Genomic DNA, 16,507 nt, shown 5'->3' on the forward strand with positions numbered 1-16,507 from the left:
TCTCGGTCCCTTCACGCTGGCACCGGTCCGCCGACGAGCGCGAGGAACCTGGGAGCCTTCACACCGGGGGGCCAGACCGGTGCGGGGAAGCGCTCCCGAACGGGGCGAAAGGGTCGGAACCGGCGGGGCGGGCGATCAGGAACGGGCGTCTCCTTCGCCTCCGCAGCGCCTCGATCCGCAGCCGATGCGGTCGCCGAGCCGCCGAACGTTCCGCCCGTGCGGCGTCGTCCCTCCGCCGTCCCGCGACTGGCGCGCATCGACGGGTCGTCCGGCCGGTCCTCCGGCTAGCGTTGTGGGCACACCCCCCCGCCGATCCGGACCGCTCCGCCGACCTCGTCGGCCCGCGGTCCCTGCACGAGGAGATCCCGTGTCCCCCGACGATTCCGCAGGACCACCCTCCCCAGCTCCCGGCCTCCGGCGGCGCACCGTCGTCGGCGGCGCCCTCTCGGGTGCCCTCGCTCTGGGCGCGGCGACGCTCCCGGACGCCTCAGCCGCCGCCTCCCCCGTGCCCGGCCTGCCCGGGGAGAGGACCCGCACGATCAACGTGAGGACGAAGAACCGCGGCGTGCTCTACGACGTCCTCACGGTCTCGATCGCGGGCGACCTCGCGCGGATCTTCGTGCCGCAGACGGTGAAGCCGCGGCAGGCGGCGGCGGTTCCGGTGATCTGGTTCATCCATTCCGCGCAGGCCGACCACACCTCGCTGTCCAGCGTCTTCGCGTACCCGGCCGAGCTCGCCGTCGAGCGGGGCGCCATCGCGATCTGCCAGACGCTCGGCGGCACGATCTGGACCAACGACACCGCGCAGAAGCACCAGCGGAACGGCTACGCCTACCTATCCGGTCAGTTCCCGATCGCCGCCAGCTACCTCTGGGCGATGTCGGCCGGAGGCGCGCTCGCCTGCGAGGACTACGGCGCGCGGGTCTTCCCCGGCATCAACGGCGTCTACCTGGTCAACGGCGTCTACGACCTCCGCGACACCCACGACCGCACGGCGCGGGGCCGCTTCTCGATCGGCGGTGCCTTCGGCGGCAGCACCGCTCAGATCGACTCCCACAACCCGAAGCGGCTGCCCGCCTCCGCCTGGGCCGGCGCGAACATCCGCGCGGTGGTGTCCGACACGGCCCACCCGGACCCGAGCGTGCCGCCGGCACTGCACGGGCTCGCCCTCGTGAAGAAGGCGACGGCCACGGCCAGGGAGGCGACCGTCCGGACGCACGCGCTCGGCCACAACGCGCCGTCGTGGGTGAACCAGGACGGCATCGACGCGATCTTCCGCTGGCACGCCGGACTGGCCGCCGCACCGGCGCCGTCCGCGACGCCGACCCCGACGAAGACGCCCGTCGTCCGCCCGTCCACCGCGGGCCGCTGGGACTTCGACCAGGCGGACGCCCCGTACGCGGGAGGGTCGGGATCCCCGTTCCGACCCCGCTGAGCGGTCAGGACGCGACGGCGTCCCTCGGGATGCGCTGACCGTCACGGGCCCGCGGCGGGAGCGCTCGGCCGCAGTGAGACCGGGCCTACGTCCCCTCCGCGGAGCTCCGCGGCGCCCTCTTCCGGACAGGGCCGCTAGAGGACATTGTCAGCGGCGGGACGGCCGTGCCACGGTTCGAGGACGGCCGATGAGGGCCGTCCCGATCGAAGGCAGCACATGCGCTCCAGCACCGTCCCTCGTCCGCCCGCCGTCGAGGACGGCACGTCGCAGCCGCGGGATCCAGGAGCGGCGCGGCGGCTCCGGCGGGGTCTGCTCGGGCTGATCGCGGCCGTCGCGCTCCTCGTCGGCACCGCCGTTCCTCTCGCGGCGGTCGCCGCTCCGTCCGTCCCGGTCCTCGGGGTGGCGGCCTGGGGAAGCAGCACCGATGGGAAGACCTCGGTCCCGGCCGGGGTCGGGGGCGTCCTCTCCCTCGCCGCGGGTCGGACCCACAGCCTCGCCGCGAACGGCGACGGCGGGGTCGTCGCCTGGGGCCGCGGGTCGTACGGGCAGACCAGCGTCCCCGACGGTCTCACGGGGGTCGTCGCGGTCTCCGCCGGCGACTACAGCAGCCATGCGCTGAAGAGCGACGGGACCGTCGTCTCCTGGGGCTACGACGGCGACGGGCAGGTCTCGAGGAGTGCCGCGCTGACCGGGATCGTCGCGATCTCGTCCTCCCGCGACAACAGCCTCGCGCTCGGCAGCGACGGCACCGTCACGTCGTGGGGCAGCAACGGGCTGGGCGAGGGCCTGGTCCCGGCCGGCCTCGGAGGCGTCACGGCCATCGCCGCGGGCCAGCGCCACAGCCTCGCCGTGTCCGGCGGGAGGGTGGTCGCCTGGGGCTGGGACCTCTACGGGCAGACCGACGTCCCCGCGGGGCTCGAGGGCGTGGTGGCCGTCGCGGCGGGAGAGACCCACAGCCTCGCGCTGAAGGAGGACGGCACTGTCGTCGCCTGGGGCGCGAGCTCCGACTCGGTCGTCGTCGACTACGGCCAGACCACGGTGCCGGAAGGCCTGTCCGGGGTCGTAGCGATCGCCGCCGCGTCCGACTACAGCCTCGCGCTGAAGGGCGACGGCACGATCGTCGGCTGGGGCCGGAGCTCGGCCGGGCAGCTGCAGTTCCCCGCCGGCCTCGTCGGCACGACGGCTCTCGCGGCCGGACCCGATCACGTGCTCGCCCGGGGCCCGCGTCCGGTCCTGACGGCGGACGCTCCTCCCGCGTCCGGGCCGCTCGGAGCGGCCGCTTCGTACACCTTCGCGGCCGACCGCCCCGCCTCGTTCGCGGTCGCCTCCGGCTCCCTCCCCGACGGCCTGACCCTCAGCGCGTCCGGACTCCTCTCCGGCACGCCGACGACCGCGGGGACATACGCCTTCGCCGTCTCCGCGCGGAACCCCTTCGGCGCCACCGTCGGGGCCCCGCACACGTTCGCCGTGGCGGAGACGACGGTCGCGCCGACCCTGGCCGGCGACCCGCCCGCCGCGACGGTGGGCACCCCGTACGACTTCGACTACAGCGTGACGGGCACACCGGCGCCGACGGTCTCGCTTGTCTCCGGAACGCTCCCCGCCGGCCTGAGCCTCGATGATCGTGGCGGCCTGACCGGGACGCCGACGACCGCCGGACGCTCCACCTTCACCCTGCGGGCCTCGAGCGCTGCGGGGAGCGCGGAGACCACCAGCACCGTCGTCGTCTCCCCCGCCGCCGCTGCACCGGGGATCTCCGGTACCCCCGGGCCGGGCGTCGTCGGCACCCCCTACGACTTCGGCTACACCGTCTCGGGCTTCCCCGCGCCGTCGGTGGCCGTCTCCTCCGGTGCGCTCCCGTCCGGCCTCACCCTGACTCCGGCCGGGCGCCTGACCGGGACTCCGTCCGCGCCGGGCACCTTCACGTTCACGCTGGCGGCCCGCGCCGGCACCGCCTCCGCGGAGACCACCAGCACCGTCACCGTCTCGTCGCCGACGGTCGCGCCGACCCTCTCCGGGACGGTCGCGGCCGGCGTCGTCGGCTCGGCCTACGACTTCCGCTACGCGGTGAGCGGCACGCCCGCTCCGTCGGTCTCCCTGGTCTCCGGCGCACTGCCCGCCGGGCTCACCCTCGACGCGACCGGGCGCCTCTCCGGGACGCCGACCACGGCCGGGACCACCACCTTCGGCATCCAGGCCGCGAACTCGGCGGGCACGGCTCGGGCGACGAGCACGCTGACGGTCTCGCCGAAGCAGGTCGCGACGAAGGCCGATCTGCGCGTCGACCTCTCCGGGCCGGCCTCGGCGGTGAAGGGGAGGACCCTCACCTACACCCTCATCACGACGAACGCCGGTCCGGCTGCGTCGGCGTCGGTCGTCTCGCAGGTCGTCCTGCCCGCGGGTGTGCAGTTCGTCTCGGCGACAGGCTCGTACACCAGGGTCGGGAACGTCGTGGTGTTCCAGCGGGCCGGCCTGGCGGACGGGCGGACCGTGTCGGAGAAGATCACGGTGAGGGCGGCCGTCTCGGGCACGGCGACCGCGCTGGCGGCGGCGTTCTCGACGAAGACGCCCGACCCGTCCATCCGCAGCAACGCGGACACGGCGAGCACGACGATCCGCTGACCGCGGGAGCGTGACGGCGGGCGGTCCCTCGCGGGCCGCCCGCCGTTCTCGGTGCGGGAGCGTCGAGGTCCGCCGCGTCCGCGCCTCGTCTTCGACCGCTAGCCGGCCCGAGGGCGGTAGAAGCGCACGACCGGGAGGGCAGCCGTCGGAGCCTCGCGCACGACGATCTCGAGGCGCTGGATCAGGGCCGGGACGGTCGGCGTGGTCTCGAGCCGGCACTCGAGCTCTCCGTCGCGGCCCGGCAGGAGGAAGGCCGCCTGCGCCGCGGAGGCGCTCCAGAGCAGCCGCTCCACCAGCGGCCTCGCGGTCGGGTCCTCGGCGAGCCCGCCGATCTCCGCGATCGCCGTGGCGAGGCGGCGGGCGCGCACGTCGGCCGGCACATCGCTCAGCAGGTTGGGGCTGAACAGGGCGCCGCTGCCCGGCTCCCCCGCCCGGGTGAGGTCTCCCGCGACGATCGCGGCCTCGACGGCGGCGGCCGCGGCGAGCGTCGACGGGAGGAGGGTGATGGTCCGCGCCGGAGGAGCGGTGTCCTCGAGGGCGGCGCGGAGCAGTCCCGTCGCGGCGGCGGCGAGCTTCGCCCCGTTCGCGGTCGCGAAGACCACGGCCCCCAGGCCCGACTCCAGATGCCACCGCATGTTCGACGACCAGCCCGGCAGGCCGCCGGAGTGGTGGGCGATCCCGCCGAAGCGGACGTCGTGCTCGACGACGAGGCCGAACCCGTACGCGGAGCCGTCGAGCGTGCTCTCGACGGCTCGAGGGCTCAGCGCGGGGACCGGCGTCCAGCCGCGCTGCATCTCGCGGCGGGAGGCACGGCTCAGCACCGGGTCGTCGTCCGCGCCGTCCTCGCCCTCGAACGCGGAGGAGAGCCAGGCGCTCCAGCGGGCGATGTCGCCGACCGTGCTGAACATGCTCGCGGCGCAGGCGCCCGCTCCGGTGCCGGTGACGGGGCGGGGCACCCAGGTCGCTCCGTCGTCGAAGGTGCTGAAGCCGGCCGCGAGGTCGGTGCCGTCGGGGTAGTCGCCGCTGTCGTAGCGGGTGTCGTGGAGGCCGAGCGGCTCGAGGATCGTCCGCGTCGCGAAGGACGGGAAGTCCTCCCCGGTCACGTTCTCGACGAGCACGCCGAGCAGCCAGAAGCCGATGTTGGAGTACTGGTAGACCTCACCCGGCCGCTCCGTGAAGGTCAGCCCGCGGCTGACGACCTCGAGGAACTCCTCCCGCGTCAGAGCCATGACGTCGTCGGCCCAGCCGTTGTCCTCCGGGAGCCCCGAGCAGTTGCTGAGGAGCATCCTGACCGTCACGGGCAGCGGCCGGCCCGCGGTGTCGAGCGGGTCGGTGAACTCCGGCACGTGGTCGGCGACGCGGTCGTCGAGGCGGAGCAGCCCGCGGTCGCGCAGGATCAGCACCGCCACCGCCTCGAAGCTCTTCGACATGGAGGCGATGCGGTGCACGGTCCCGGGCCCGGGAGCGTCGCCGTCGAGGCGGTGCTCCCCGCGGCCGTGGTGGACGAGCAGCCCGCTGCGGTCGAACAGGGCCCAGCTCACCGAGGGGGCCGGCGGCGCCTCCTCGTCGAACCACCGGGCCAGCCGGTCCTGGAGCGGCGGGGAGAGGAGCGTCGGCCGAGGGAGCGTCATGCCCTCATCCTCCCGCACGCGGCACAGGCCGCCGCGGTCCCGCGGGTCACCGCGGGAGGACGCCGTCGGGGCTCAGCCAGTCCGGGCGGCTCCCCTCGACCGCGTCCAGGACATCCTCCTGCGGGCCGGTCGCCGATCTCCGCGGCGACGATGATCCGGTCGTCGACGGGAGCGGAAGGACCCGCCGTGCATCCGGCGAGCATCCCGATCAGCAGCACTCCCCCGGTGATGCGCGCCTCCCTCGAACCCGTCCGCCCACCGTCGAGCGTCGCGGCGACGGCTGCTCCGGCGGGCTGACGAGTCCCGGCGAGAGCCCGAGCGACCGCCGGCACCTGCGAGCCGGACGAGGAACTTCTCAGGTCCTCTTGCGTGTCGCAGGCGCGGAACCTAGTTTTGTCGAACCGGTTCGAAGCACTGTTGCTCCGACCCCGGACCGACGCCCGCCGTCGTCCGACCGGCTGTCCCCACAGAAAGTGACCAGCGTGACAACGATGTCCTCCCCGAGGCGCGGCACCCGCTCCCTCGCCCTCGCGCTGAGTGCCGCGACACTCGCCGCCCTCGCCGTCGCTCTCCCGAGCGCCGAGTCCGCCTCCGCGGCCGACACCTCCGTCCCCGCCGACGCGCTCATCCTCCAGTACGACTTCGAGCAGGGGCAGGTGTCCGGATCCACGGTCGCCGACCTCTCGTCGAAGAAGCTCGACGGCACCGTCGTCAACAGCGCGAGAGCGACGTACGTCGCGGGTCGGAAGGCCGGTACGACCGCGATCGACCTTCCCGGGGGCGCGGCGGACTCGACCTCCGCGCCGTACCTGACCGTGCCGAACGGGCTCTTCCAGGGCGTGACGCAGACCACCGTCTCCGCCTGGACGAAGTGGTCCGGCACCGGAGGCTTCCAGTGGCTGTGGTGCCTGGGCATCAGCCCCGACGCCGCGTCGGCCTTCGCTCCGTCGTTCGACGGCGGCAGCGCCCGCGCGATCATCAAGCAGCTGAAGGACGGCGGCGAGACCGGAGTCTCCAGCTCCTCGCCGCTGCAGAAGGACCAGTGGGTCAACGTCACCGCGACGATGGACGGCACGACCGTGACCCTGTACCTCAACGGTCTGCAGGTCGCGACGGCTCCCGCCTCCGTCGACCTCGCGAAGCAGCTCTACTCCGCCTCCGCCTCCAAGAGCGGCAACATCGGCCGGGCGCTCTGGAACGTGCACCCCTACTTCGACGGAGCGATCGACGACTTCCGCGTCTACAACCGGGCTCTGACCGCCGCTCAGGTCCGGGGTCTGGCGGGCGACGCCGCGCCGGCCGTCACCGGCGTTCTCTCGACGAGCGTCGCGGTCACCACCGGCATCGGCGTCGCTCCGGCCCTGCCGGGGGTCCCCGCCACCTACTCCGACGGCGTGAACCGCGACGCCCCGGTCACCTGGGAGAGCGTCCCCGCCTCCGCCTACGCGAAGCGCGGCACCTTCACCGTGAAGGGCACCGTCACCGGCCTCGGCACCGCGGTCACGGCGACCGTCACGGTGCGCGCCCTCGACGAGATGACCATCGACCTCGGCACGAGCACCGGCGAGTTCATGGGCGGCGCGTCCGGCACCCTCTACGGGGTCTACGGCGAGGGCCTCCCCTCCGACAACCTCCTCGAGGGGATCGACCTGCGCACGGTCTCGACCAAGGCGCAGGACGGGCCGCAGCATCCGGGCGCGGACGCGCTGAGCGTCGCGAAGGCCGTCGCCGACACCTCGGACGGCGACACCTACATCTACATGACGGACATCTACCGCGGCTTCCCCTACGAGTGGCCGGGCAGCACTCCCCAGGAGAAGCTGGCCGACTACCAGGCGAAGATCGCCACGCAGGTCGACCAGGTGCTCGCGCTCCCGGAGGAGTACCAGGACAACATCGTGTTCGTGCCGTTCAACGAGCCCGAGGGCAACATGTTCGGCAACGGGAAGTGGAGCTACGACGGGAAGAGCTGGCTGGAGGACCCGACCGCGTTCTTCGCGGCCTGGGACAGCACCTACGCGCTGATCCGCGACCGGATGCCCGACGCCCGCATCGCCGGACCGAACACCAGCGTCCTCTACGACCAGGTCCGCGGGTTCATGACCCACACGCTCGAGCAGGACACCGTCCCCGACGTGATGACCTGGCACGAGCTGAGCGCCCCGGGTGAGATCCGCACCAACGTCGACCGCTTCCGGGCCTGGGAGGACGAGCTGTACGCGGGCACGTCCTACGCCGGGAAGCACCTGCCGGTGAACCTCAACGAGTACGCCTTCAACTACCACACCTCCGTGCCCGGCCAGATGGTCCAGTGGATCAGCGCGCTCGAGGACAAGAAGGTCGACGGCGACATCGCCTACTGGAACATCGACGGCAACCTCTCCGACTCCGCGGTGCAGGCCAACCGCGCCAACGGCCAGTGGTGGCTCCTCAACGCCTACGCCTCGATGACCGGCGACACCGTCGCGGTCACGCCGCCCAAGCCCGGCCAGAGCTACACCCTCCAGGGCGTCGCGACCCTCGACACCGCGGCCAAGCAGGCGAGAGCCCTCTTCGGAGGCGTCGGCGGCTCGCAGAAGGTCGCGTTCGAGCGCATCCCGGCCGCCACCTTCGGCTCGAAGGTCCACGTGGAGGTCAGCGAGATCCGCTGGACCGGCCAGGTCGGCGACTCGGGAGCCCCGCAGACGGTGAAGGAATTCGACGCGTCCGTCGTGGACGGCGCCCTCTCGCTGGACTTCGGCGGATCCCTCCCCGCGCTCGACGTCGACTCCGCCTACGAGGTCGTCCTGACCCCGGGCGCCAACGCGTCGTCGCCGTCCGCCTCGCCCGTCGACTTCCGCCAGAAGTACGAGGCCGAGGACGCCCGCTACACCGGATCGCGGAACCTCAACGGACCCGAGGGCTCGCCGACCAACGTCGGCGGCTTCTACACCTCGGGCGGACGCAACGTCGGCGGGATCCGCACCGGCGGCGACCTGAAGCTCGACTTCGCGGTCACCGTCCCGAAGGACGGCGAGTACGACCTCAGCGTCTTCGCCAACTCCCTCAACACCTACGCCGCCAACGCCCAGCAGGGTCCGATCAACGCGTTCCTGAGCGTCGACGGCGCTGCGGAGCAGGAGATCCTCCTTCCGCTGGCCTACAAGTTCGTGGTCTGGGACCACGCGGACACGAAGGTGAAGCTGACCGCCGGTACCCACACGATCTCGCTCGCCGCGAAGAACCTCGCCGGCACGAAGTCGACCGTGGGCGACGCGATCGTCGACAAGATCGAGCTCTCCCTCCCCAGCGCGGCCGCCGCGACCTCGATCTACGAGGCCGAGACCGGCACGCTCGACAACGGAGCGACGGCCGACTACTCCCGCGCCGGCGTCTCCGGCTCGGGCACGGCGACGCTCACCAGCGGTGCCTCCACCACCGTCTGGGGCTACTCCGCGAAGGACGCGCCGTCTTCCGTGACCGTGGACACCCTGGGCGGCGGCACCGGCGACCTCTACGTGAACGATGTGAAGGTCGGGCCGGTGGGCGCGAGCTCGACCCGTCAGGTCTTCCTCTCGGGCGGCGTGAACAAGATCGAGGTCGTCGGCACGAGCGGCACGCTCCTCGTCGATCGGATCGTCATCGGAGCGAGCACGAACCCGCCCGCGACGACGAAGTATGAGGCGGAGGCGGCCACGATCACCGGCCCCGCCACGGTCCGCGACCTGTCCTTCGCGTCGGGCGGCAAGGCCGTCGGGAACATCGGGGGCGGACGCGACGGCGACTCGACCCTGACCTTCGGCGACGTGAAGGCCGAGCAGGACGGGACGTACGCGCTCACGCTGCGCTACTCCAACGAGGAGCAGTCCCCCGCGACGCACTACAACCCCGACCCGCTCGCCCGCCACGCGGACATCACGGTCAACGGAGTGACGCAGCGCGTGCTCTTCCCGCACACGTTCCACCAGAACCAGCTGTGGGACCTGAGCGTGCCGGTCACGCTCAGGAAGGGCTCGAACACCATCGCAATCACCTCGAAGGAGCTCCCGGGGTTCGACGGGACGACCTACCTCTCCGACACCTTCCCCGGCGTCCTGCTCACCTCGCAGTACGCGCCCAACATCGACAAGATCTCGGTCACGCCCTTCTTCGGGCGGACCACGAGCCTGACGGTGACCGGCACGGCGGCCTCGCGCTGCACCGCGGGGAAGGTCACGATCACGGGGACGGCGACCAACACCAGCGCGGTCGCCGCTGACATCACGATCGGCTCGGCCTGGGGCACGAAGACCTTCACCGGGGTCGCTCCCGGCAAGACGGTCTCGGCCGCCTTCAGCACCCGCGCTGCGAGCGTCGGAGCCGGCGCTCTCGACGTGCGGATCGCGGGGACGGTCGACGGCGCTGCGGCGAGCGGATCCACGGCACCGGCCTACGGTGCGGCGCGCTGCGGCTGATCCGTCCAGAACGCCCTGACGCGGCCGGGCACCTCGTGCGCCCGGCCGCGTCGGCGTGTCGTCGGGACCGGACGGACCGCGACGGGGACGAGCGCGCCGTGGACGAGCAGAGCGCCGGAGCCGCAGCGTCCGGCCTCGGGCCGGGGACGCGGCGCCCGAGTTGCGTGCGCCGCGCCGCACTGCCACTCTCGACACGGTTCGAGCGGGGGTGGAGATGGCCACGATCGGAGACGTCGCGAAAGCGGCAGGGGTCTCGCGCAGCACGGTGTCGTACGTCCTCTCCGGCAAGCGCAGCATCTCCCCCGAGACGCGCAAGCGCATCGAGGACGCGATCGCCGAGCTCGACTTCACGGTCAACGCCGGAGCACGGGCGCTCGCGACGCGCCGCACCATGGCGCTCGGCCTGCTCGTCCACTTCGACCCGGACGAGTTCGCGCCCGCGATGGTCGAGTACGTGCTCCCCATCACGGCCCGCGCCCGCGAGCTCGGCTACGACGTGCTGCTGGCCACCGAGGCCGACGGGGCGGCTGCCGTCCGCCGGCTCACGCGCTCCGGTCAGGTCGATGGACTGATCCTCCTGAGCGTCGCGGACGACGACGACCGGCTGCCCGTCCTGCGCGCCTCGCGGCGGCCCGGTGCCGCCCTCGGCGTGCCCGCGGACGCCTCCGGGGTGGACGTCTTCGACCTCGACTTCGGCGACGCGGCCCGCCTGCTGATCGAGCACCTGGGCGCCCTCGGGCATCGGAGCATCGGTCTCGTCACCCCTCCTGAGCGCGTCTTCGACCGCGGAGGGACCTACGGGCTCCGGTTCCGCGAGTCGGCTCTCGAGACCGCCGGTCGGCTCGGGATCGAGCTGGTGCAGCGCCCGGCCGCCACCGCCGCCGACGCCGTCGAGCCGATGGTCACGGCGTTCCTCGACGACAACCCCGGTGTCACGGCGCTGGTCGTCCACAGCGACCGGACCATCGCGATGCTTCCCGCGATCCTGGGCCGACGCGCTGTCGCCGTGCCCGGGCAGCTGTCCGTCGTGAGCCTGTACTCGGCCGAGTTCGCCCGCGACTTCTCGCTCCCCTACAGCTACGTCGAGACGGGTGCCGCCGAGCTCGGCGCGCACCTGGTCGACACGCTCGTCGAGCGGATCGAGCAGCCGTCCCGCGGCGAGGAGCCGTCGATCCGCCTCCTGCCCGCGCGTCTCGTCGACCGCGGGAGCGCCCGCGCGGTCTGATGACCGCTCCGGAGCCCCCGAGGCCCGGTCAGAATCGCGAGGCGACCTCGTAGAGGACCTCGTCGTCGCCCGCGTAGACGCCGTCGCGCCGCGGCCAGTGCGCGATCACGTCCGTGAAGCCGAGCTCCTCCGCCCGGCCGGCCATGTCCTCGAACCGGGCGACGCTCTCGAGGGAGTAATCGCTCCCGGAGTCGAGCGAGAGGTGGCGCTCGACGGTGCGCCGGTCGCGCCCGGCCGCCTCGAGCGCCGCGTCGAGCCGCCGGGAGAGGGACGCGACCGCCCGCCACCACTCCTCGCTCGACACTCCCTCCGGGCCGGTGGTGACCCAGCCCTGCCCGCGCTCGGCGACGAGCGCGAGGCCCTTCGGCCCGTTCGCGGCGAGGACGAACGGGACGCGGGGGCGCTGCACGGGCTCGCCCACCATGCGCGCGGAGCGGGCGGTGAACCACTCCCCCTCGAGGTCCACGCCGCCCGAGCCGGGCTCCTCGAAGCGCAGCAGCGCGTCGAGGGCCGTGACGAACTGGCTGAAGCGCTCGTGCCGCTGCCGGGGCGAGTACTCGGGCTGCCCGAGCACGCGGGCGTCGAAGCCCGTGCCGCCCGAGCCGACCCCGAGGATCGTCCGACCGCCCGAGATCTCGTCCAGCGTCGCGATCTCCTTCGCGAACGGCACCGGGTGGCGGAAGTTCGGGGAGGTCACGAACGTGCCCAGGCGGAGCGTCTCGGTCACCATCGCGGCAGCGGTGAGGGTGGGGACGGTCGCGTGCCACGGCTCGTCGGCGAGGGAGCGCCAGGAGAGGTGGTCGTAGGTCCACGCGTGGTCGAAGCCCAGGCCCTCGGCCGACTGCCACTTCCGGCGGGCCTCGGCCCACGGGTCCTGCGGGAGGATGACGATGCCGTGTCGCATCGTCCGAGTGTACGAGCGCCGTCGGGTCAGAGCGCGGCGGGCGGCACCGGGGGCGGATCGGGCACCTCGACCACGACCGAGCGCGGGACCATCAGGGTCGGCATCCGCACGCGCAGGCGCAGCGGTTCCCGCTCCGACGCGCCGAGCAGCTCGCGGGCGGCGCTCCGCACCTGCCGGGCCAGCGCCGGGTGCACGGCCCCGGGATCCTCGAACGCGGCGACCAGCTCGCGCAGCACTCGGGTGGTGCTCCGCGGGTCGCCGTCCTGCCTGGGCATCGGATCGGCCCCTCACTCTCGGCACGGCCGTCAGGGTCCCGGCGGTGCAGCGGATGTCTCGCGCCGACGGTAGGGCCGGGGACGGCGCCGTGGCACTGAGGTCGACAACGGGAGGACCCGGCGGATCGCGGTGCGCGGGGTGCGATCCGCGGCGAGGGCGGTCCTGGCGGGGAACGACGGCCACCGCCGGGAGAGCCCGCTTCCACGGTCGCGCCCGTCCGGTCGCGGCTACTCTCGGGGCGTGATCACGACGACGGAGCGGGTGGACGACTGGGTCGAGGGCTGGTGCCGGGCACGCGGCGTGCAGCGCGTCCGCGAGGACGGGGCATGGCTGGTCGATGTCGGAGCGGAGTCGCGCACGCGGGAGCGGATCCTGGTCGATCCGTCGCCCTCCGCGCTGCAGGCGGGCGCCGAGCAGACGGCCGGGCCCCGGGAGTGGCTGACGGTCATCGGCCTGGGCGACGACGCCCGCCTCGCGCCCGCCGCCGGGCTGGAGCTCGTGTCGGGCGACGAGAGCCTGATGGCGGCGCTCCTCGGCCCGGGCCGCACCGCCGAGGGTGCCCTGCTCGCGGGAGCCGTGCTCGAGGCCGCCGACGGAGTGGCGAGCGTCCGGCTGCTGGTCGATGGAGTCGTCGCCGCTCAGGGCACCGCCGCCGTGCACGGGACGGTCGCGGTCCTGGACCGGATCGAGACCGATGCGCGGTTCCGCCGACGCGGGCTGGGACGGCGGGTCGTCGACGCCCTCATCGCCTGGGCCCGGTCCGAGGGTGCACGGAGCGGTCTCCTCGTCGCCAGCACGGACGGCCGCGCCCTCTACCTCACCCTCGGCTGGGAGGTGGTCGCGCCGGTGCGCATCTGGCGCGGGGCCGCACTCCGAGATCCGGGACAGGGCTGCGCGGCCGCCGGGCGATGAATTCCCGGTCCGCCCCTCCGGGAGAGCACGTCCGCGTGAGCGCGGAATCCCGCGCAGCGGACACAGGCGGCGGAGAACGGCGGAGCAGCAGTGGAGCGGCCGCCCGCAGATCCGAATGCAGCCGATAAAATCATCCTCGAAAGAGGGACACCGGCTATTGCTCACACGGCCTTGTCCGAGAAGCGGATCATCCGCTTCTCGGACTCGTGTCACCGCCCTCGGGTCGTCAGCCGAGAGCGCCCTTCTCGGCCGAGTAGAGCTGCTTCACCTGCTCCGCGGTCAGCGCCCGGTCCCACACCCGCAGTCGGGCGAGGGAGCCGGCGAAGCGGTTGATCATCGTGCCGTCCCGGCCGACCGCTCCAACCACGAAGTCGCCCTGAGCCGCGTTGAGGCCGTCGGGGTAGACGTAGGGGTTCTTGGCGTAGGTCGCGCCGAGCTTGTCGGTGTACACCGGGTACGCGGTGGCGGCGCCGTCGAGGTACGAGACCGCGACTGCGCCGTCGTACGTCCCGACGTGCAGCTGCCACACGCCGCGCGTGATCCGGCGGGGCTCCACCGAGTAGTCGCGCGAGTACGGGTAGCCGGGCGTCGGCCCGCCGAGCTTCGAGACGTGCATGCACACGCGCTCCCAGCCGCCGTACTCGGGGAGGTTGTTGAACAGCGCATAGGAGCGCAGCGGCCCGACCGTCGACTCCTCCCAGACGCCCGCGATGCAGGCGCCGTCCGCGTCGGAGTTGAGCACCCACACCGCGATCGTCACCTGGCCGGTCGAGCCGCCCAGGTTGAGCGGGCCGACCTCGTCCTTGGGGACGACCAGGTGGTCCGTCGTCCCGTTGAGGGCGACTCCGGTGCCGAACGGCGTGGCGACGGCGCGGGCGGAAGAGCCCGCGCCCTGCCGGAGCGCCGGAGCGCCCGCGACGGCCGAGGCGAAGGGGGCGGCGCTCTCGGCGAAGGACCACTCCGCGATCGGCGTGGGCACGGTGACCGTGGGGACCGGAGCGGCGTCGCCGACCACGAACGCGTCGAGGATCAGGTTGGTGCCGCTCGAGGCCGGGTTGCGCCCGCTCCCGCGGCGGATGGTCACCGTGTGCGGCCCGGCCGCGAGCTGTCCGCTGCTCCAGACCGTCTGCTTCGACCGCGTCGCGGCGCTGTATCGGTCGACGGACGCGACCTTGACTCCGTCGAGCTCGACGTCGTTGATGCCGGACGAGCCGGTGAGGCGGCTGATCCAGCTCACACTGGTACCGGTGAAGGCGAGGGTGGCGGAGGCGCCCGCGGTGGTCGAGTAGGCGATGCTGCCGCCGCTGTCCGTGCTCGCCTTCAGCGTCGACCAGGTGCCGGTCGTGACGATCGGGGCGGCGCCGTTCTCGTAGGTGCCCGCTCCGGGCAGGGTCGTCGCCGGCGGAGGCGTCGCGTCGCCGACCACGAAGGAGTCGAGCAGCAGGTTGCTGCCGGTCGAGGCCGGATTGCGGCTGCTCCCCCGGCGGATCGTCAGCGTGTGCGGCCCGGCCGCGAGCTGTCCGCTGCTCCACACCGTCTGCTTCGAGCGGGTGGACGCGCTGTAGCGGTCGACGGAGGCGACCTTCACGCCGTCGAGCTCGACGTCGTTGATCCCGGAGGACGACGTGAGTCGGCTGATCCAGGCGATGCTCGTGCCGGTGAAGGCGAGTGTCGCGGAGGCGCCGGAGCTGGTCGAGTAGGCGATGCTCCCGCCGCTGTCCGCGGTGGCCTTCAGCGTCGTCCAGGTGCCGGTGGTGACGATCTGCGCGGCGCCGTTCTCGTAGGTGCCCGCGCCGGGCAGCGTGGACACGGGCGGCGTCTCGGGCTCGGGCTCCGTCTGCGGCACGGGGCCCTCGGCGATCCAGCGCTGGAAGGTGTCGATCATCTCCTTGTTCGTGAAGCTCGGGACCTTGTGGCCGTCGGCGCCCTCCCCCGGGTGGGTGCGCAGCGTCACCTCCTTCGCCAGGGGCAGAGCCGCGGCGTGCAGGGCGGCGCCGTGCAGGGCGAGCGGCACCATGACGTCGTCGGGAGATCCGGTGATCCTCAGCCGGGCGCCGCGCCACACCGACGCGGGCAGCCGCGCCGGGTTGGTGGCGGCGATCGCCGCGGCGTCCGCGTACTCGGGGCCGATCTTGTCCGGCTCGCTCGCCGCGCGCTCCTCCATGTCGTAGGAGCTGCTGCAGAGGTACGCTCCCCGGATGTTCGGCACCAGCCGCTTCCCGTAGGCCCAGGCCAGGAGCGGCCCGCCCCCGGAATCGGACCGCAGGAGGCTCGCGTCGATCCGCCACACCGACGAGGCCCAGGCGGCGACCGCGGCCTGGATCTCGATCGCCCGCGGGCTCGACCAGATGCTGCCGCCGTAGGTCGGGCAGATGCTGACGATGCCGCGGTCCACGGCGAGGTCGGCGGAGTAGGCGAAGGCGCTCGAGAGCGCCGTGTGGGTGCCGTTGCGGGCGTGGTAGTACCAGAGCATCGATGCACCGCTGGTCTGCGACGGAGGCGTCGCGTGCGGCACGAACAGGCGCGCCCGGTCCCCCGCGACGACGACGTCGATGATCTCGTAGCGCTTCCCGCCCGTCTTCGACGTGGCGGTGGACAGGCGCGAGACCTCGCCGGGCAGTCGGGGCACCGCGGTGAGGTCGCCGCCCGCGAGGGCCGGCGTCGCGAACGCGATCGCGCCCACGCCGGCGACGGATCCGGCGAGGATCGTGCGGCGCGAGAGAGCGGAGAGGGCCTTGACGCCCGATCGGGAGCCAGTGCGGGAGGAGTCGGCGGAGTCGCCGACGGCAGTGTCCTGAGGAGTCACGGAAGAGATCGCCTTTCCGATCGTCACCGTTCCGGGTACACCGATCGAAAGAGGAGGAGAAGGCGTTCGGTGAAGGAGCGGCATTGCTCGCGCGACCGATTCGGATCACCTTCTCCTCGAAGAAGACAGGGAAGCCGGATCAGGCTAACAGAGGGGATGAGAAGCGGTCCGATATTTTTTCCCCGGCTTTATCCGTGGAGAAGAGAATCGGCGGGGAATTCGCTTATCCGCTCGATTGTCGTCCCTTTTCCGGTGACACGACG

General features: G+C 73.0%; 9 protein-coding genes. 5 read left to right on the forward strand and 4 right to left on the reverse strand.

What is annotated here, in order from left to right:
* The first annotated feature begins 367 nt into the window (after positions 1-367).
* Positions 368-1,435: a hypothetical protein gene (locus C5C59_RS03615; RefSeq protein WP_104237439.1), complete on the forward strand. Its 1,068-nt coding sequence runs from the start codon at positions 368-370 to the stop codon at positions 1,433-1,435.
* A gap of 216 nt (positions 1,436-1,651) precedes the next feature.
* Entirely contained in the window at positions 1,652-4,057 is a 2,406-nt protein-coding gene (locus tag C5C59_RS03620) for a putative Ig domain-containing protein (protein WP_104237438.1), read from the forward strand.
* A 98-nt stretch (positions 4,058-4,155) separates the two neighbouring features.
* On the opposite strand, the gene C5C59_RS03625 is transcribed toward C5C59_RS03620, so the two are convergent.
* Positions 4,156-5,688 carry a serine hydrolase gene (locus tag C5C59_RS03625; RefSeq protein WP_104237437.1) on the reverse strand — a complete coding sequence of 511 codons (1,533 nt, stop codon included), beginning with the start codon at positions 5,686-5,688 and terminating at the stop codon, positions 4,156-4,158.
* A gap of 491 nt (positions 5,689-6,179) precedes the next feature.
* Between C5C59_RS03625 and C5C59_RS03630 the strand changes: the two genes are divergently transcribed.
* Together C5C59_RS03630 and C5C59_RS03635 are read left to right on the forward strand one after the other, a co-directional pair.
* The gene (locus tag C5C59_RS03630; RefSeq protein WP_104237436.1) at positions 6,180-10,121 is read left to right on the forward strand and encodes a LamG-like jellyroll fold domain-containing protein; all 3,942 of its coding nucleotides are present in this window, start codon (positions 6,180-6,182) and stop codon (positions 10,119-10,121) included.
* A gap of 214 nt (positions 10,122-10,335) precedes the next feature.
* Entirely contained in the window at positions 10,336-11,346 is a 1,011-nt protein-coding gene (locus tag C5C59_RS03635; RefSeq protein WP_104237510.1) for a LacI family DNA-binding transcriptional regulator, read from the forward strand.
* A gap of 28 nt (positions 11,347-11,374) precedes the next feature.
* On the opposite strand, the gene C5C59_RS03640 is transcribed toward C5C59_RS03635, so the two are convergent.
* A complete protein-coding gene (locus C5C59_RS03640; RefSeq protein ID WP_104237435.1) occupies positions 11,375-12,250 on the reverse strand; it encodes an LLM class flavin-dependent oxidoreductase in 876 nt (291 codons plus the stop codon).
* Between the two features lie 26 nt (positions 12,251-12,276).
* A complete protein-coding gene (locus C5C59_RS03645; protein WP_146082794.1) occupies positions 12,277-12,525 on the reverse strand; it encodes a hypothetical protein in 249 nt (82 codons plus the stop codon).
* Between the two features lie 241 nt (positions 12,526-12,766).
* Between C5C59_RS03645 and C5C59_RS17440 the strand changes: the two genes are divergently transcribed.
* Positions 12,767-13,438, forward strand: a complete 672-nt coding sequence (locus C5C59_RS17440) for a GNAT family N-acetyltransferase (protein ID WP_219812416.1) — start codon at positions 12,767-12,769, stop codon at positions 13,436-13,438.
* A 226-nt stretch (positions 13,439-13,664) separates the two neighbouring features.
* On the opposite strand, the gene C5C59_RS03655 is transcribed toward C5C59_RS17440, so the two are convergent.
* Positions 13,665-16,244, reverse strand: coding sequence for a LamG-like jellyroll fold domain-containing protein (locus tag C5C59_RS03655; RefSeq protein ID WP_146082793.1), 2,580 nt, complete (start codon positions 16,242-16,244; stop codon positions 13,665-13,667).
* Positions 16,245-16,507: the final 263 nt, after the last annotated feature.

Source organism: Rathayibacter sp. AY1F4, from assembly GCF_002931775.1.
Classification (GTDB): Bacteria; Actinomycetota; Actinomycetes; order Actinomycetales; family Microbacteriaceae; genus Rathayibacter.